General features: G+C 52.9%; 17 protein-coding genes. 7 read left to right on the forward strand and 10 right to left on the reverse strand.

Features of this window, described 5'->3' with window-relative positions:
- The first annotated feature begins 381 nt into the window (after positions 1-381).
- The 3 genes from asr (at position 382) to J1785_RS14200 (ending at position 2031) form a co-directional block, all read left to right on the forward strand.
- The gene (gene asr / locus J1785_RS14195) at positions 382-810 is read left to right on the forward strand and encodes an acid resistance repetitive basic protein Asr (RefSeq protein ID WP_129951188.1); all 429 of its coding nucleotides are present in this window, start codon (positions 382-384) and stop codon (positions 808-810) included.
- Between the two features lie 119 nt (positions 811-929).
- Positions 930-1010, forward strand: a complete 81-nt coding sequence (gene ydgU, locus J1785_RS27145) for a small membrane protein YdgU (protein ID WP_455567028.1) — start codon at positions 930-932, stop codon at positions 1008-1010.
- Positions 1011-1149: 139 nt separating this feature from the next.
- On the forward strand, positions 1150-2031 hold the full coding sequence (locus J1785_RS14200) for a trypsin-like serine peptidase (RefSeq protein ID WP_129990772.1): 882 nt from the start codon (positions 1150-1152) through the stop codon (positions 2029-2031).
- 77 nt (positions 2032-2108) lie between these two features.
- Here J1785_RS14200 and hrpA read toward each other — a convergent pair whose 3' ends face one another.
- Positions 2109-5984 carry an ATP-dependent RNA helicase HrpA gene (hrpA, locus tag J1785_RS14205; RefSeq protein ID WP_129951186.1) on the reverse strand — a complete coding sequence of 1292 codons (3876 nt, stop codon included), beginning with the start codon at positions 5982-5984 and terminating at the stop codon, positions 2109-2111.
- Positions 5985-6284: 300 nt separating this feature from the next.
- Between hrpA and J1785_RS14210 the strand changes: the two genes are divergently transcribed.
- Positions 6285-6902: an FMN-dependent NADH-azoreductase gene (locus J1785_RS14210; protein WP_217159429.1), complete on the forward strand. Its 618-nt coding sequence runs from the start codon at positions 6285-6287 to the stop codon at positions 6900-6902.
- A 123-nt stretch (positions 6903-7025) separates the two neighbouring features.
- Here J1785_RS14210 and J1785_RS14215 read toward each other — a convergent pair whose 3' ends face one another.
- The 3 genes from J1785_RS14215 to J1785_RS14225 are packed head-to-tail and all read right to left on the reverse strand — an operon-like array spanning position 7026 to position 10305.
- Positions 7026-7379 (reverse strand): YdbL family probable chaperone protein, encoded by a 354-nt coding sequence (locus tag J1785_RS14215; protein ID WP_370278311.1) that lies wholly within the window; start codon positions 7377-7379, stop codon positions 7026-7028.
- An 8-nt stretch (positions 7380-7387) separates the two neighbouring features.
- Positions 7388-7582 carry a YnbE family lipoprotein gene (locus tag J1785_RS14220; protein WP_129951184.1) on the reverse strand — a complete coding sequence of 65 codons (195 nt, stop codon included), beginning with the start codon at positions 7580-7582 and terminating at the stop codon, positions 7388-7390.
- Positions 7579-10305, reverse strand: a complete 2727-nt coding sequence (locus J1785_RS14225; RefSeq protein WP_217219611.1) for a YdbH family protein — start codon at positions 10303-10305, stop codon at positions 7579-7581. Before J1785_RS14225 ends, J1785_RS14220 begins: the two co-directional genes overlap by 4 nt.
- A 242-nt stretch (positions 10306-10547) precedes the next feature.
- Between J1785_RS14225 and J1785_RS14230 the strand changes: the two genes are divergently transcribed.
- A complete protein-coding gene (locus J1785_RS14230; protein ID WP_129951182.1) occupies positions 10548-11534 on the forward strand; it encodes a 2-hydroxyacid dehydrogenase in 987 nt (328 codons plus the stop codon).
- 73 nt (positions 11535-11607) lie between these two features.
- On the opposite strand, the gene J1785_RS14235 is transcribed toward J1785_RS14230, so the two are convergent.
- From J1785_RS14235 to J1785_RS14255, 5 genes are all read right to left on the reverse strand, one after another.
- Positions 11608-12537: a metallophosphoesterase gene (locus J1785_RS14235; protein ID WP_129951181.1), complete on the reverse strand. Its 930-nt coding sequence runs from the start codon at positions 12535-12537 to the stop codon at positions 11608-11610.
- Positions 12538-12557: 20 nt separating this feature from the next.
- Positions 12558-13373, reverse strand: coding sequence for a carbohydrate ABC transporter permease (locus J1785_RS14240; RefSeq protein ID WP_217159424.1), 816 nt, complete (start codon positions 13371-13373; stop codon positions 12558-12560).
- Positions 13370-14281, reverse strand: a complete 912-nt coding sequence (locus J1785_RS14245) for a carbohydrate ABC transporter permease (RefSeq protein WP_217219613.1) — start codon at positions 14279-14281, stop codon at positions 13370-13372. The genes J1785_RS14240 and J1785_RS14245 overlap by 4 nt, the downstream gene beginning before the upstream one ends.
- Positions 14282-14298: 17 nt before the next feature.
- On the reverse strand, positions 14299-15579 hold the full coding sequence (locus J1785_RS14250; protein ID WP_129990777.1) for an ABC transporter substrate-binding protein: 1281 nt from the start codon (positions 15577-15579) through the stop codon (positions 14299-14301).
- Positions 15580-15643: 64 nt separating this feature from the next.
- Positions 15644-16747, reverse strand: a complete 1104-nt coding sequence (locus J1785_RS14255) for an ABC transporter ATP-binding protein (protein WP_217219614.1) — start codon at positions 16745-16747, stop codon at positions 15644-15646.
- Between the two features lie 243 nt (positions 16748-16990).
- Between J1785_RS14255 and hslJ the strand changes: the two genes are divergently transcribed.
- Positions 16991-17413 (forward strand): heat shock protein HslJ, encoded by a 423-nt coding sequence (hslJ, locus tag J1785_RS14260; protein WP_217138590.1) that lies wholly within the window; start codon positions 16991-16993, stop codon positions 17411-17413.
- Between the two features lie 57 nt (positions 17414-17470).
- Here hslJ and J1785_RS14265 read toward each other — a convergent pair whose 3' ends face one another.
- A complete protein-coding gene (locus tag J1785_RS14265) occupies positions 17471-17752 on the reverse strand; it encodes a putative hemolysin (protein ID WP_129951175.1) in 282 nt (93 codons plus the stop codon).
- Between the two features lie 236 nt (positions 17753-17988).
- On the opposite strand from J1785_RS14265, the gene J1785_RS14270 reads away from it, so the two are divergent.
- On the forward strand, positions 17989-18599 hold a 611-nt coding region (locus J1785_RS14270), incomplete at its 3' end, for an MgtC/SapB family protein (protein WP_217219616.1).

Below are 18599 nucleotides of genomic sequence, written 5' to 3' on the forward strand. Positions count from 1 at the left end.
GGAGAGAGAGGTGGAAAACCGCGCATCTTTTTGCGCGGGTTGTAACCCGAACGAAGGGAATCGCGCAGCGGCGGGGTTTTGCGGCTATCACTGCGGCTGATGAAACATAGTCTCCAGCAAAGCGCGCAGTGAAAAAGCGCGGAGTCCAGAGGCCCGCGCGTTACCGGGTCTCTGGTCGGTGTGGGCCGACGCCCACGGTTTTGAAGTTGAATTTGAAGTTGAAAGACTATCTTATTGATTTTCCTAAAACCCCTCCTTTGTACATTCCGTTACACGCCGAAACCAATCACTCACGGACAACCTGACCTGACACGCCTAGTATTCCTCATACCGGCCCCGCAGTGGGGTGGACACTTAAACAAAAATTCTGAGGAATTAAAGATGAAAAAAGTATTAGCTCTGGTTGTAGCCGCTGCAATGGGTCTGTCTTCTGTCGCTTTCGCTGCTGAAACTACTGCAGCTCCGGCACCTGCTGCTGCAGCAACTACCGCTGCTCCGGCACCGGCTGCCAAGCACGTGACTAAGCACAAGACTCACAAGAAAGTCGCCCAGAAAGCGCAGGCTGCTAAAAAACACAAAAAACACGCTAAGAAAGCAGCTCCTGTAGCTCAGAAAGCGCAAGCGGCTAAAAAACACGTGAAACACGCTAAGAAAGCAGCTCCTGTAGCTCAGAAAGCGCAGGCTGCCAAAAAACACGTGAAACACGCTAAAAAAGCGGCTCCTGTAGCTCAGAAAGCGCAGGCTGCTAAAAAACACGTAAAACACGCTAAAAAAGCTGCACCGGCTGCAAAAGCAACACCAGCAGCATAAGTAGTCAGTAAGAAGTCTTTGTGAGCGTATCTACTCACCATTATCAAGACTGATGATTTAACACCCGGTTCGCCGGGTGTTTTTTTCTCCGGTTTTCTATCTTGAGGTACTGATGGAAGATGCTGCGCCGCTATCTGTTCGAAATCACCCTGTGCTCTCTGATCCTTTGCGGACTGATCACCCTGTTCTTCTACTTCTGAAGTACCCCGCGATGACGCCCGTCATCGGCTCAAAAGGCTGAGTTACCGGACAAATATATCCACCACGAAATATAACCGTCTATAATCGTTCCATAATAACGGCTTCCTGGGTTCTCCCTGTTTTCAAGGTCAGAATGTTATGCGCATCGCGTTACCGCTGTTTTTGTGCTTTTTCTGTTTTACCGCCAGTCCCCTCGTACATGCAGACTCTCCTGATGATGCAGATTCCGACACACCTTCAATCAGTTTGAAAGAAAAAACAGCCCTATTCTTTGGCCACGATCAACGCATACCGGTGGCCGCTGCGGCGCACTGGCCATGGCAGGCCATCGGGCAAATTGAAACCGAGAGCGGCAATTTATGCACTGCAACCCTCATTTCTAAACATCTTGTCCTCACGGCAGGCCACTGTGTGCTGGCACCTCCGGGTAAAATAGACAAAGTTGTGGCACTGCGATTCATTTCTCATCATCAGAAATGGCGATATCAGATCACCGCATTACAAACGCTGGTCGATCCGAAATTGGGCAAGAAGCTGAAAGCCGATGGCGATGGCTGGATTGTTCCGCCTAAGGCGGCGCCGTTTGATTTTGCACTGGTTCGCCTGACGGATGAACAGCTGGCATTGCCGATTAAACCCCTGCCATTGTGGGAAGGCACACGCGACGATCTGACCGCTCTGCTAAAACAGGAAGGCAGAAAAGTGACTCAGGCAGGATACCCGGAAGATCATCTGGATGATTTGTACGTCCATCAGGATTGTCTGATCACCGGATGGGCACAGCCAGGCGTGTTATCGCACCGCTGCGATACTTTGCCGGGAGACAGTGGCTCACCACTGTTGCTGAAAAACGCCGATGGCTGGTCGCTGGTCGCAATTCAAAGCTCCGCGCCGGCAGCAAAAGACCGGTATCTGGCCGATAACCGCGCACTGGCCGTTCCGGCTATCCGCGATGCCCTGAATACCCTTTCTTCAGGGATAATCAGCGCGAGTACTGCGGTAACGATGCCCGCTCAGTAACCGTAAGCATCACCATTTCAGAACATAAAAAAACCGCCTTTGAGTGTATAAGGCGGTTTCTTAGTGTTGAGAACCCGTTAAATCAGTTGCTCCATCGTCTGCAAAATCCTTTTATCCGAGATGGGATACGGGGTACCCAGTTGCTGGGCAAAGTAGCTGACACGCAATTCTTCAATCATCCAGCGCACTTCTTTCACTTCCTCACTTTGCTGACGTACCGGCGGCAATTTATTGAACCACTGCTGCCATTGCTGCTGGATGTGTTCTACTTTCAACATCTGCGCACGGTCGCGGTGAGGGTCCATGGCCAGTTTGTCCATCCTGCGCTCAATCGCCTGCAAATAACGCAGCGTATCCGGCAACCGTTTCCAGCCATTTTGTGTCACGAATCCACGATAAATCAGCCCGGACATCTGCGCCTTGATATCTGAAAGCGCCAGTGCCAGGGTGATATCAATTCGTCCTTTCAGCCGTTTATTAATGTTGAATACTGTCGTCAGGATCTGTTCCACCTGAATGGCGATTTGCACCACCGTATCATTCAGATTTGCGCGAACATGCTCATGTAATTTGGCAAAATCTTCTTCGCGCCACACCAGCCCGCCGGACTCTGCAATCAGTTTGTCGATGCCGCACGAAATGCAGTCGTCAATCAGATCCAGCACTTTACCGTACGGGTTAAAATACAATCCCAGTTTGGCTTTGTTCGGCAACTTCTCGTGCAGGTATTTGACGGGCGAAGGAATGTTCAGCAACAGCAAACGCCGCATCCCGCTGAGCATGGCCTGCTGCTGTTCCAGTTCACTGTCGAACAGGCGGATTGCCACGCTGTCCTTTTCATCGACAATCGCCGGATAAGCCTTCACTTCATAGCCGCCGCGCTTTTGTTCATAGCGTTCCGGCAACGTGCCAAAGCTCCAGACATGCAGATCGCGCTGTTCGATGCCGTCATCAGCCACCGCAGAAAGCGTTTGCTGCACCTGCTCTTTCAGACCCGATTTCAGCGCAGTGAGATCCTTACCCTCACGAAGTGTTTTGTTTTTATCATCGACGATGCGGAACGTCATTTTGAGATGATCCGGGACCTGATCCCATTGCCAGCTTTCCCGTGACACTGTCACGCCGCTCATCTTACGCAGTTCTTTTTCCATCGCATCCAGCAACGGCATCTCAAACGGTTTGATGCGCCCGAGCAAGGCATCGGCGTAATTTGGTGCAGGCACAAAGTTACGACGAACCGGTTTTGGCAGCGATTTGATCAGCGCCATAATCAGATCACGGCGGATCCCCGGAATTTGCCAGTCGAAACCTTCCTCACTCACCTGATTGAGCAGAGGTAAAGGAATATGTACGGTCACGCCATCAGCATCGGTACCTGGCTCAAACTGGTACGTAATACGCAGCTTGAGGTTACCCTGATGCCAGAAATTCGGGTAATCGTGGGCGCTGATATTGCCCGCACCCTCTTTAATCAGCATACTTTTTTCAAAGTTCAGGCTGTCCTGCGGCTGCGTTTTCCACCAGGTATCAAAGTGACGCGCCGATACTACTTCCTGCCCGATGCGTTGTTCGTAGAACAGGAAGAGAGTCTCGTCATCGACCAGAATATCGCGACGGCGGGATTTATGTTCCAGCTCTTCCACTTCGGTACGCAGGCGCAGGTTAGCGCGGAAGAACGCATGACGCGTTTGCCAGTCGCCTTCCACCAGTGCATGACGGATAAACAGTTCGCGCGAGACTACCGGATCGATGGTGCCGTAATTCACCCGACGCGCCGCCACAATCGGCAGTCCGTAGAGTGTCACTTTCTCCGTTGCCATCACAGCGCCCTGCGCTTTTTCCCAGTGCGGCTCACTGTAACTGCTTTTCGCCAGATGCCTGGCCAGCGGCTCGATCCATTCCGGTTCGATTCGTGCGGCAATGCGCCCCCACAGACGACTGGTTTCCACCAGTTCGGCCACCATCACCCATTTCGGTGGCTTTTTGAATAATCCGGAGCCCGGGAAGACGGCAAAACGGGCATTGCGCGCACCGGTATATTCCTGTTTATCAGCATCTTTCTGGCCGATATGCGACAGCAAACCGGTCAGCAATGCACAGTGGATTTCACGGTATTCGGCGGGTGTGCTGTTAACCGGCAGCCCCAGTTCTTTCACTACCTGTCGCAGCTGGGTATAAATATCCTGCCATTCGCGCACGCGCAAATAATTGAGGAAATCGCTGCGGCACAACTTGCGGAACTGTGCTGAAGACAGCTCTTTTTGCTGCACTTTCAGATAATCCCACAAATTCACAAATGCCAGGAAATCAGAATCTTTATCAGCAAAACGGCGATGTTTTTCATCAGACGCCTGCTGTTTATCCATCGGGCGTTCACGCGGATCCTGAATCGACAGCGCGGCGGTAATGATCATCACTTCGCGTACGCAGCCATTTTTCTGTGCTTCCAGCACCATGCGGGCCAGACGCGGATCCACCGGCAGTTGCGCCAGCTGACGCCCCAGCGGCGTCAGCGTATAGCGGCCATCGACAGCACTGTTAATGGCGTTCAGCTCTTCCAGCAGACGTACGCCGTCCTGAATATTGCGTTTATCCGGCGCTTCAACAAACGGGAACGCAGCGATATCACCGAGACCCAGCGACGTCATTTGTAAAATGACGGAAGCCAGATTGGTGCGCAGGATTTCAGGATCGGTAAATTCCGGGCGCGACAGGAAATCCTGCTCAGAATACAGGCGAATACAGATACCTTCAGAAACGCGTCCGCAACGGCCTTTACGCTGGTTAGCGGAAGCCTGCGAAACCGGCTCAATCGGCAGGCGCTGCACTTTAGTGCGGAAACTGTAACGGCTGATACGCGCGGTGCCAGGATCAATGACATATTTAATGCCCGGCACGGTCAGCGAGGTTTCGGCAACGTTGGTCGCCAGCACGATACGGCGGCCGGAATGCGACTGGAATACGCGGTTCTGTTCGCTGTTCGACAGCCGTGCATACAGCGGCAAAATCTCCGTGTGCGGCAAATCGAGCCGGTTCAGTGCATCGGCAGTATCACGAATTTCACGTTCACCGCTCATGAATATCAGAATGTCGCCCATGCTTTCACGACCCAGTTCATCGACTGCGTCGAAAATCGCCTGCAACTGATCACGATCCACATCATCTGCGTCATCCACAATCGGACGATAACGCACGTCAACCGGATAAGTCCGGCCGGAGACTTCAATGACCGGCGCATGATTAAAATGACGTGAAAACCGCTGAGGGTCGATGGTCGCCGAGGTAATAATGACTTTCAGATCCGGGCGTTTGGGCAGTAACTGGCGCAGATAACCGAGAATAAAGTCGATGTTCAGGCTGCGCTCATGCGCTTCATCGATGATCAGCGTGTCGTACTGCATCAGCATGCGATCTTGCTGGATTTCAGCCAGCAAAATGCCGTCGGTCATCAGCTTAACGAGGGTGTTTTCACTGACCTGATCGTTAAATCGCACTTTATAACCGACCGTGTTACCCAGCGTGGTATCCAGCTCGTCAGCAATACGGTTGGCCACGGTCCGCGCGGCCAGACGACGCGGCTGGGTATGACCAATCACGCCTTTGATACCGCGCCCGAGTTCCATACAGATTTTAGGGATCTGCGTGGTTTTACCGGAACCGGTTTCACCCGCCACAATCACCACCTGATGATCACGGATGGCGTTATAAATATCGTCTTTCTTCTGACTGACCGGCAGGTTTTCCGGGTAGCTGATTTTTGGCCGCGAGGCTTCACGGGCGCTGACTTTTTTCAGGCTCTCGTTGATGGCAGTCTGGATCTCAGCACGTAACGCATCGAGTGCTTCGGGTTTATCAATCTTTCTGGCACCCTGCAAACGACGTTGCAGGCGTTGCCGGTCACGTAGCATCAGCCCGTCTAACTGCGCTGATAGTGCCGCGAGCGGTGATTTCACGTTCACAATTCCTTGTTGCATGTCAGCCGGAGGACATGGGCCGCCACCGGCTGAATCTGAATGGGTGATGAGGAAGGTTTATGCCTTACCTGCTTGCGTCTATGTTAACACAAGGGATTGAACATGCTGAAAACAGGCGTGCGATGCCTGGATTTTAAGTTGTTCAAAAAAATCGATGATAGGTCTCTAAATATTGCGCTATCACTGAATAAGCTTTGTGAATAAAGTAAGTTCCATTCCGGGGACATCGTGGTTATAAAAACCAACACCCTATGTATCACACCGTTAAGGAACTCACTAATGAGCAAAATACTCGTTCTGAAATCAAGCATTCTGGCTAACTTCTCTCAGTCAAACCAGCTGGCCGATTACCTGGTTGCGCAGTATCAGGCTGCAAACAGCGGTTCTGCCGTAACAGTTCGTGACCTGGCTGCTGATCCGATCCCGGTACTTGACGGTGAACTGGTTGGCGCACTGCGTCCATCCGATGCTCCGCTGACACCACGTCAGGAAGAAGCCCTGGCGCTGTCCAATACCCTGATTGAAGAATTGCAGGCGCATGACGTGATCGTGATCGCGGCACCGATGTACAACTTCAACATTCCTACCCAGCTGAAAAACTATTTTGATCTGGTGGCACGTGCCGGTGTGACCTTCAAATACACCGAGAAAGGCCCGGAAGGCCTGGTGAAAGGTAAACGTGTTATCGTTCTGACCAGCCGTGGTGGCATCCATAAAGACACCCCGAGTGACCTGGTTGCGCCATACCTGTCGCTGTTCCTGGGCTTCCTGGGCATGAGCGACGTAGAGTTCGTTTACGCGGAAGGCATCGCATACGGCCCTGAAGTCGCCACAAAAGCGCAGGCTGATGCGAAAGCAGCAATCGATGCCGCTATCAAAGAACTGTCTGCAGCATAATTATCGTTATCACAATCTGAGCACCCATTCACTTAAGAATCTGTCCGTTCCGCTCAGATGATGTTGTGATAAAGCTATTGCGCGCTGAAAGGCGCGCTTTTTTTTGCCCTGTGTTTCCCCCGTTTACTTTTGCAACCACTGCCCGTTGATGCCCCGGACATATTCGCCCTTCCCGGCTCTGGCGACCAGTTTTTGCCCGGCCAGTTTAGCCACATCCTCGGTGCTGACGTTGTTGTCCCGCGCAACTTGGGTGTATTGCTGCTTGCGGGCGTCGTTGATTTTTACAGCAAGTGCGACACTTTCCGGGTCCTGTTTAAGCGGAGCCAGATAGCCAGACAGCGTTTCACCCACGCGCCCCTGCTGTTTGGCTTCACTGAGCGTTAACGCGAATGCCTGGCTGCAAAACAGTAATCCGCTGATCAGCCACATCAGGCTGATTTTTTTGATGCCGTTCTTTTTGATAAATAGCCCGGACATACGTGCTCCTAGAATAAATCACTTTGATTTTTCAGCAGATCTTCCACATCTTTATCCACTTTAATATGAATTTCGTGTTCAATTTTCACGTTCATGTTGATGGTGATCGGCTCTTTCGGCGCGGCCAGTTCGATACGTGGCACACAGCCGCTGAGCATCATTACGCAAAGCACCATGCCCGGGCCGACAAGTCGCAATTTCATTGTTCCTTCCTCACTGTTGGATCCTTTTTCTGTCCCGCTGCGGGCGGACGTTTTGACAGCGCATCAGCAGGCAAAGACATCTGCTGTTGCAGCCACTCCTGAAGATTGTCGCCAAAACGCAAACTGCGCCAAAGCTGATAGATATTTTCCTCATGGGAATAATTGAGGACGATTTCACGTTTTTCTTTGTTGCCACCGTGCGTCGTGTCGGTGTAATTCACGCCGTCAACTTTGGCCTTCATGGTCAGCACACCAAGATTATCCAGGCTGACCCGCGCATCGGAACGGCTGATTTCCAGATACCGCAGCAGGCCAATTACCATACTATTGGCGAAATTACCGCTGGCCATGGCATCGGCAAACTGCGGATCGAGGCGCAGCGTCAGGCTGCCGTCATTTTTGATCCAGCCGTTATGAATGATCCATTGCGGATTTTCCACATACAGCGGCAGCTCACCATAAATCACCCCCGACATCGCCAGTTGCTTAGGCTTAAGCGCCGTAAACAGTTCGCTGAGATTGATTTTTTCGAGCTTCAGCACTGCCGCATCATGTTGCGGCATGCGCAGCGCCGACAGGCTGAGATGGCCGCGCAACATATCAACGCCCAGATTGCTCAGGGTCAGCGGCGATTGTTCACTCCACGGATAATGCCCCTGTAAATCGGCCGTCACGTTCTGCATTTTGACCAGATTATTCACTTCGCCGATACGCAGCGTCACCGGCTTTTTCACGCCAAGCTGCCAGACCTGGTCCTGAAGGCGGTACGGCAGGCTGAAATCCAGCCCGCTCAGGTCGCCGTCTTTCATCCAGAAGCCACCGTTTTTCACCACCCAGTGGCCACCGGCCACAAATCCCTGACCACGGGCAGCCGAAAAAGCCGACTGTGCGTAGAAGGTTCCTTCACGTAATTTGATGTTCAGATCGGGTGTGAGCAGCGTCTGGAATGCCGTCAGTTGTTGTTTCGGCCACCAGCCTTCACCGCGCAGCCTTTCGCCGTCCCAGCGTCCGTTGAGTCGGATCGGGCCGATCGGTTTGGCATCCAGCATCCCGCGCATCATGAAACTGTCCGGACTGTCGCCACTGAGCTGTAACGCCAGCGTGGCAGGCGGCAGGTAGCCTCCGTTCGCCAGCGAAATCTTCCGGGCCACCAGCCTGATGTCCCCCTTAAACGCCGTCGGCATATCAGGATACTGCGGTTTGAAGCGGGCGGAGGGCGGACGTTTCCAGAGCAAAGGGTGTACAAGCGTAAGACGTGGGGCATCGACATCCACCAGCCCGTAATGCAGACGGTCAAATCCGGTCGAGAGCGAATTAATGCTGATCAGATTATCATGCCACTGGCCTTTGCCGGACATGTCCCAGCGGCCATTGAGTGGCGGCAGATGGCCATTGCCCCAGTAATTGAAATTCCACAGTCCGACATCAGGCCAGAATGCCAGCGACTTGCCGCTGAGATGCAGATCAAACGCGCCCCAGAAACGGTGACGGGCTTTCAGGATCGCCTGTAACGGCCCGCTCACGCCCTCTGCGGACACTTTGACCCCTGCCAGCGGCCATCGCGCATCGCTGATGGTCAGTTCCGGCGTCGGCTTACCCCATGCACGTAACAGCGAACCGCTGCGCAACGAAAGCGTCGGATTCAGCAGCGATCCGCTGAGCTGACCGGGCAATGACGCACTCAGGGACGTGGCCTGGAGATTTGCCTGACCGGTCAGGCGAAAGCCTACATCGCTGTCGAGTAAACCAATGCGTCCCGGCCCGAGTGTCAGTACCACGTTGGCCTTGCCGTTGTGGCCCTGCGTCAGCACGTTCAGCCGGGCGGTGATGTTGGTCTGATCAAACGCCGGTGACCAGTCGCTGAGCGTCAGGTTTACGCCCCCGGCCAGCGGTTGCGTCGCATAAGGCCAGCGCCATTGTCCCTGCGTGATCTGTAATTCATTATTGTTCAGTTTCCAGGGCAGCATCGCCAGAGGCTGATCGCTGCCCTTTTCGGCCAGCGTCAGTATGCCTTCGGTCGCCTGCCAGCTCAGCGTAATATCCAGCGGCTGAGGCACTTGCGCCGTCTGCATTTCGGCATGCAGTTCGCCGGATTCAGGCAACTGATCGAGATTCGCCGGAAGCAGCAGTTTACCGCTGAGCATCACCGGCTGCGGGCTGCCCGGCGGTGTCAGGCTGAATGAACGGATGGCAAGCTGAAGGTTGCCGTCAAGTTCGGCCTCAAGTTTCAGGGCATCGCCGCTGACCGACAGATGCTGTACGCCGTCAAGATTGGTGATCTGAACATTGGCGGCGTAACGTTGCCACGGCGTTACGGAAAGCTGACCAATGCTGACGCTGCCGGCAGGCAGCATGTTTTGAATGTCTGAGAGGGAAAACGTTGTCTGACTGTCGTTTTTGGGCAGTTTTGCCAGACAGGCGGTGTCGACCGTCAGTGCATCGAGCTTCAGCGCCCAGCGACCGGTGTCGTGACTAAGACGGGCATTTCGCGCCGTTGCAAGGGTGCAGTCGCCGGCCAGATAGCGCAGGCCCGGCAATTGCAGATTACCGCCGGACCAGCGCGGCGTCCCCTTCAGCACCAGTTGTGTTCCGCCAGGCAGCCAGTGGCTGGCGATAACCGGTAACCAGCGCGGCACAGTTTTCCATAACACCCACAGCAGCAGCGCCATAATCACCACTATACTCAGGAGTATCTGCGCGCCTTTCTTTAGTCCGTTCCTCATGACTTGCCTTGTCTTATGCTTCACTAAAAGGTCTAAACGCCCGCAAGATATCATAATTAGCGTAATAACTGATGACAGGAATGCCAGGACGCCTGAATCAAATAGCACAGGATAAATTGTCTGCCTTCCTGCGCTCTGCTAGTTTGGTAACATATTGCGAATAGTTTCTGAAACTGTTTATTCCTTATAAAACATGCAGAAAGCATTTCGCCAGAGATTCAAACTCACTGCGGAGAAACACCATGAAAGTGGCTGTCTACAGTACTAAAAATTACGACCGGAAATATCTGGAACTGGTCAACGAACACTATGGCTATCAACTGGAATTTTTCGATTTTTTGCTGACCCCGCAAACGGCGAAAACGGCGGTAGGTGCCGATGCAGTCTGCCTTTTCGTTAATGACGATGGCAGCCGCGAAGTATTGCAGGAACTGGCGTCTTTGGGGATAAAAACGCTGGCCCTGCGTTGCGCAGGTTTTAACAATGTCGATTTAGACGCCGCGAAAGAACTGGGGATTTCCGTTGTCCGCGTACCGGCCTATTCGCCGGAAGCGGTGGCCGAGCATGCAGTGGGTATGATGATGTGTCTTAACCGCCACATTCATCGCGCTTATCAGCGCACACGTGAAGCCAACTTCTCGCTGGAAGGCCTGATCGGTTTTAATATGTATCAGCGCACCGCAGGTATTATCGGTACGGGTAAAATTGGCGTGGCTACGATGCGTATCCTGAAAGGTTTCGGCATGCGCATTCTGGCGTTTGATCCGTATCCAAGCCCGCTGGCACTGGAGCTCGGTGCGGAATATGTTGATCTGGATACGCTGTATGCAGAATCTGATGTCATTTCCCTGCACTGCCCGCTGACGCCGGAAAATCATCATCTGCTCAACGCAGAAGCGTTCTCTAAAATGAAGGACGGTGTGATGATCGTCAACACCAGCCGTGGCGGATTGCTGGATGCCACCGCCGCTATCGATGCCCTGAAAAAGCAAAAAATCGGCGCGCTGGGTATGGACGTTTACGAGAATGAACGCGATTTATTCTTCGAGGATAATTCTAATGAAGTGATCCTTGACGACGTTTTCCGCCGCCTGTCGTCCTGCCACAACGTGCTGTTCACCGGCCATCAGGCCTTCCTGACCAGCGACGCGCTGACCAGCATTTCAGAAACCACACTGATGAATATTGATCAGCTGGCGAAAGGGGTGGCCTGCCCGAATCTGCTCTGATCGCATTATCCGGTCAGGTGTCTGAGGCTCACTCAGGTGAGCCTTTTCTTTTAGCATTACTGCCGAAGCGCATTCAGCGACTCAGCACCCGGCTGATTTCCGTGCCGTAACCGGTGAGGGTCAGCACATCATCAGCCAACGTGACCGAGGCAAATGGCAGGCTGCTTTCCCCGTCGACCATGCCTTTGAGGGTAATAAAATCCGTATTATCCACACGGTCGTAGCCACCCCGGTGATCGTGGCCGGCGAAGTAAGCACGAACGTCGTAACGGCACAGCAATTCCACCAGCGTTTCGCAATTCCACAAGTTGTGGCTGTTAACCGGTGTCAGCGGGTAATGACCGAAAACCAGTACGGCCTCGCGCTGCTCACGCGCTTCATGCAGATTTTTCTCAATCCATTCAAGTTGTTTCCGCCCGACAGCACCGTTCCACGGCTGCGCCTGTGACTGCTGGCATTCGGTCAGTTCTGCCAGCATATATTCCGCTAACTGACGGTCATCGCCATTGGCGTGGTTGCAGTACAAACTGACGTCGTTACCGTCGATGATCAGGAAACGATAACCCGGCAAACTGAAGGAATAATAACTTTTCGGTAAGCCGATGGCCGGTTTCTGCGCCCCGAGATGCTCGGAAATAACCTGTGCGTCGTGGTTGCCGATCACCGCCGCATGCGGGTGACGAAGCGCGTCATAACGGGCAAGAACGGCCTGAAAACTGCTCCAGTCTCTGTCCACCAAATCGCCAAGGGTGACGACAAAATCGAGTTTGAGATCATTAAGCTCATTGATGGCGGTGGCCAGTTTATTCAGGCTGTTGCGGTAGTAACGGATTTTCTCTGGTTCAGCATCGGCGTATTGCGGGTCAGCAATCAGCCCGAAGCGCAGCCTTGCGCCATTGACCAGCGCGTCGTGGACTTCCGGCAACTGATAGAGCGAACTGACATTGCCCAGTGCCTGTTCCTGCCGTTCAGATAATAAAGGGGATAACATGGACACGGTCATAATATTCTCCTGTCGGGATCTTACCGGATCCCTGCCCGCATAAAGGATTGAACAAACTGACGCTGAAATATCAGAAACAGTACCAGCAGCGGTAACACCGTCATCAGGGTGGCGGCGCTGATCAGCGCCCATTGCACGCCCTGCTCCGGCGCGGAAAATAACTGCAATCCGACCGTGACCGGCCGCACTTTGACTGAATCGGTGATCACTAACGGCCAGAGGAAATCGTTCCAGTGGAAGCTGACAGATACCAGCGCGAAGGCGACGTAGATCGGTTTCGCCAGCGGAATGTAGATTTTGCGCAGGATATAAAACCGGCTGGCACCTTCCACCACCGCCGCTTCTTCCAGTACCAGCGGGATACTTTTAAACGTCTGGCGCAGCAGGAAAATGGCAAACGCCGAGGCAAAATACGGCAGCGCGATGCCCGCCAGCGTATCGCGCAACCCGAGCGCACCAATGGTTTTGTAGTTATTCAGGATCAGCACATCGGGGCTTATCATCAGTTGCAGCAGGATCAGCGCGAAGATAAACCCGGCACCTTTGAGTTTAAACCGCACCAGGGCATACGCTGCCAGTGTTGCCAGAATCAACTGACAGATCACAATCATCAGCACCAGCAAGGTGGTATTCATAAAGTAGCGGGCAAACGGTGCCGCCTGCCAGGCATTAATGAAATTCTGCAAAGTGAGCGGCGCAAACAGTGAAAAACTGCCCTGCACCGATGCCGGATGAATAGCTACCCAGACCGCGACCAGCACCGGTAAAAACCACAGTAACGCCGCCAGCCAGATAGTAAAATTCAGGATCAGACGGCTGAAAGAAAATGGTTTCACTGATAGTGCGTCCTTTTATCCAGCAGGTTGAATTTAATCAGCGCGATAACGGCCAGGATCACCAGCAGTACCACAGTCATTGCCGACGCGGCCGGTAAATCCCAGTAACTGAATGCCGTGCGGTAAATGTAAAACAGCAGCAAGCTGGTGCTGTTGTCGGGTCCGCCGTTGGTCATCGCAATCACCTGATCGACAATCCTGAAGGCATTCATCGAGGCGTTGATCAGCACGAATAATGTGGTCGGCATCAGCAATGGCCACTGCACCCGCCGGAAGAAATAGCGGCGCGATGCCCCTTCGATTTGTGCCGCTTCAGCCAGTCGCGGGTCGATTTGCTGTAATGCGGCCAGATAGAAAATCATGAAGAATCCGGCCTCACGCCAGACTGAAACCGCCATCAGGCTGTAAAGTGCCGTACCCGGCTCGCCCAGCCAGTTGACCGCTGGCAACGAAAACAACGCCAGCATTTTGTTAAGCAAACCGAGCTGAGGCGTATAGAAAAACAGCCACAGATTGGCAATCGCCACCATCGGTAACAGCGAAGGAATAAAGAAAGCGGCGCGGGTCAGAGCATTCCCCCGCAGACGGCGGTTTACCGCCAGCGCCATCAGCAGCGCAATCGCGACGGACAGCGGAATGGTGATCAGGGCGTACAGTAAATTATTGCGTAATGACAACATAAACACATCGTCATCGAGCAGCGCACGGTAGTTATCCAGTCCGACAAACTGCGCCGGATGCCCGCTGCGGGCAGCGCTGAACAGGCTTTCCCATACCGTTGCCAGCGCCGGATAGTGGGTAAATAACAGCAGAAATCCTAAAGCAGGCAACACCAACAGATAGCCATAAAGTTGTAATGACAACCCGCGTGGGCGGGTGGCCGGAAGGACCGCGTGAAATGTGCTCATGCTGTTCCTTTTTATCCTTACTGATAAGGTTTCAGCAGCCGGTCAGCCTGTTTCTGCGCCGAACTCAGCGCCTCGGCTGGCGTTTTTGCCTGCGTGACGGCAGCTTCAATCGCGTGGTTCATCAGTTCCTGGATTTGCACACTGTTATAAGTTGAAAGTTCCGGCTGTGAATATTTCAGCTGTTCGCGGGCCACCAGTGCCTGCGGAACCTGTTTCACATAATCCTGCATGACCGGGGTTTCCCACGCGGCAGGCGATGTCGCGACATACCCGGTGGCGATGCTCCAGCGCGCGGCCTGCTCCGGAGCGGAAACCCAGCGGATAAACGTCAGCGCCGCTTTCTGTTGTTCCGGCGTAGTGTTTTTGAAGACGTAAAGATTGCCACCGCCGGTCGGGCTGCCACGCTGCGTTTTCTCCGGTAGCATCGCTACGCCGAACGGGAATTTGGCATTTTCACGCACGGTAGTCAGGTTGCCGGTGGTCGTGACCATCATCGCGGTTTTACCGTCGATAAAGTCCTGCGGCGTGGTGCCCCAGGCAATAGTACCTTTCGGCGAAACCGCTTCCTTCTGCGCCAGATCAGTCAGCCATTGCAGGGCTTCTACGTTGGCTGGCGTGTCGAAAGTCACCGCCGTACCTTTACCATTATCCAGATGGCCGCCGTTGGTGGCTGCAATCCCCTGGAAATTCCAGTAACCGTTTGGGGTGGAAGGAATTTCAATGCCCCACTGCTTCACCTGAGAACCGTCATGCACGACCAGTTTTTTACCGAAATCGACCACCTGCTGCCAGCTGGCAGGCGGTGTGTCGCCATTCAGACCGGCCTTCTCAAACGCCTGTTTATTCCAGTACAACACGACCGTCGAACGCTGGAATGGAATGCTCCACACTTTGCCCTGAATATGGCGGATAAAGGCCGGATAAAAACCGTCGATCCATTGTTTGCCGTCCGCGTCATTCGCCAGATCGCTGACTGGCAAAATCGCGCCCGCGTCGATCAGGGAATATGCTTCGATATCGCCGATTACCGCGATTTGCGGAGCATTGCCGCCACGAAATGCAGTAAGCGCTTTGGTGACCGTCGTGGCGTAATCACCGGTATAGACCGGCTGAATGCTGATATCAGGATGCGTTTTCTGGAAATCTTCCACCAGCGTATCCACCGTGTGACTGATTTTCCCACCGACAGCAATCGGGTAATACATTTGGAGTTTCACCGGATCTGCTGCAAAAGCAGAGGTGCTGGTGATGAGCAGAACGGCGGTAGCAAGACGTGAAAAACGGTGAACAATAGACATAATTTTCCCTTCGGCAATAGGCGTTGTATGAGTCAGAAAAATAAATAACTGCAAAAAATGACAACTACACGGCAACTCTCTGATCTGACTGCAAACAGGATTGCTCAGCGTGGAAGCAGCGTTTTCCGTCTGCTGTGATGAAAAAATATTGTGCGCCCGTGGTCCATTGCAGTCCGATTCTCTGGCCGTCGGCAAAACGTTTCATGCCCGCAACTTTCACTGTCAGCAGCGCCGGATAGCCGGTCAGTGCGCAGGCCACCAGGGTATCTGCCCCCATGTATTCATGGCTGACCACCTGCGCGGTCAAACTGGCGTGTTCAGGCGAAATCAGCTGAATATCTTCGGCTCGCAGGCCAAGACTCAGATCGTTTTCATTAAAGTTTTCCACCACGGGCAACGGCGTACCGGCAAGATAGTGATGCTGCCCGCGGCGTTCGAGCGGCAGAATATTCATCGGCGGCGCGCCAATAAATTGCGCGGCAAAAATACTGGTCGGGTTGTTGTAAAGGTTATCCGGCGTGTCGTGCTGTTCAATACAGCCGTCGTTGAGCAGGATGATTTTGTCGGCCATGCTCATCGCTTCTGTCTGATCGTGGGTGACATATATCAAGGTCAGGCCGAGCTTTTTCTGAATTGCACGGATTTCGCGGCGCATACTCTGGCGCAGTTTGGCATCAAGATTAGACAGCGGCTCATCCATCAGGCACAGCCTGTTATTGGCGATCACCGCCCGGCCCAGCGCCACGCGCTGTTGCTGACCACCGGAAAGCTGCGCAGGTAACCTGTCGAGCAGAGGTTCCAGTTCCATCAGCTTGCTGACATCCGCCAGCCGCGTCGCAAAATGCCGCTTGTCTTCACCGCGTGCGCGCAATCCGAATAGCAGATTTTCGCGGACATTCATGTGCGGGAATAATGCATAAGACTGGAACACCATCGACAGCTTGCGCTGAGAAGGCGTCAGCGTGGTGACATCAGATTGCTGAAAATATAACGTGCCGCTTTCTGCTGTTTCCAGCCCGGCAATGGTCCGTAGTAATGTCGATTTTCCGCAGCCTGAGGGGCCGAGTAAGGCAATAAAATCACCCTCTTCCACATCAAAGCTGATGTCATTGAGTGCAATTTTTGTTCCCCAGGATTTCCGGATATGACGGAGTGATAAAAAGCTCATGCCGCGATGCATCTCTCTGAACCATGATGGGCATAACCTAGCGGGCTAAAATGACGTTTTTATGATGGGAAGATGACGGGATAAAGACAGGTAAGGTTTTAAGCTCCTTCCCCTTCGCAGGCGAGGGAGTTAAGGGCTTAAAATTCTCATTCATTCACGCTATAATGCTTCAGAAAATATCGCATAAGTCAGTTGAATGTATCGACATGGCAAGCGCCAAAGGAATATTTCTCAGGAGAGAAGATGAAAAAGTCACTGTTTGTTCTGGCCGCCGCAATAACTCTGGGGGCTTGCAGCATGAATCAGAACACTGGCGTTAAACAGACTGATCTGCAGCATCACCGTTTTGAGTTGCTGAGCGTAGATGGGCAGACTGTCCCTGCTGCGCAAGGACGCATTCCGGAAATTGAATTTGGCTCAGACATGCACATATCCGGCAAAATGTGTAATAACTTCATGGGTCAGGGTCAGTTGCATAATAATGTACTGACCGTAAAAGGGCTCGCATCCACCATGATGTTATGCCCGGATGAAAACCTGAATAAATGGGATCATGTGATCAGTGATGTGCTCAATAACGGTGCGGCGCTCACCTTGCAGGATAGCAAGCTGACCCTCACCCAGGGCAAACACCAGTTGGTTTATCGTTTGAAAGACCGGATGTAAACGGGCAATTTGCTGCCGCGTTAAATGCAAAAACGCCAGACGGCTGTCTGGCGATTATCAGGCTTTACACACGCCCTGCATCAGCGCACTTTCCGAGCACTGGCGACCGTTGGCCAGCGAACACATACCGACGCGGCTGCCATCGAGTTGCGGCGCCATCCGTAATTGCCCGCCCGCCATTGAACAGGCTGCATACGCCGGGCTGTCCATGTTCACGGTACGTTGCCCGATATTAACGCTGTTACCTTTTTGGGGAACATCAGCCGAATCGTCATGGCTGCTGCATGCGGCTAACACCAGCACACCGGCGGCCAGTAACACGCGAAACGCAGTGATCATCTGTACTGCTCCTGAATATGACGGGGATTTTTTGCGAGTCGCCATCATATCCGACGTTTTTCGCCTGAGTCGAGCCCTTCAGTAAAATAACATCAACTTTTTCCTAAAATAATCTTAAATTTAAACACTCAGACACATTTTATTTCTACGGGTTATTTCTTTGGCTAATAAAATTAACAGTAATTAACCACTTTTTCCCCTGCATTGTCTGGAAAATATAATGATAAGGAGCTTGCATGCTGATCGACTTTTTACTTCGTATTGCCCTCGCCGGTGCCCTGGGCGGCTTAATTGGTATTGAGCGTCAGTTACGTGCCAAAGAGGCCGGTCTGCGTACTCATATACTGGTAGGGATTGGCAGCGCCATGTTTATGATTGTATCGAAATACGGCTTTGCCGATATTCTGATGCAAACTCACGTCAGCTTTGACCCGAGCCGTGTGGCGGCACAGGTGGTCAGTGGCATGGGGTTCCTTGGCGCCGGAACCATTATTATTCAGAAACAGATTGTGAAAGGTTTAACCACCGCGGCCGGACTCTGGGTGACCGCCGCCATCGGGCTGGTGATAGGTAGCGGACTCTATGAAATCGGCATCTATGGCGCGTTCATGACATTAATTGTGCTGGAGGTTTTCCGCCAGATCAGCAACCACTGGGTCGGACATCACCATTTAATTGAAATACGTCTGCTGCCGGAAAGTGTGCCGGTGGTGTTACTGGCGTTACAAAAAATGCGAATTCGTCCGGGCCATATCAAAATTAATCAGCGCGACGAAGATGACAGTAAATGTGAACTGGTTCTGGATGTGATCCTGCGGCCGAAACAAAGTGTGGATAAATTGTATGA

Origin of the sequence: Rahnella perminowiae (assembly GCF_019049755.1) — a bacterium.
Taxonomy (GTDB): Bacteria; Pseudomonadota; Gammaproteobacteria; order Enterobacterales; family Enterobacteriaceae; genus Rahnella; species Rahnella perminowiae.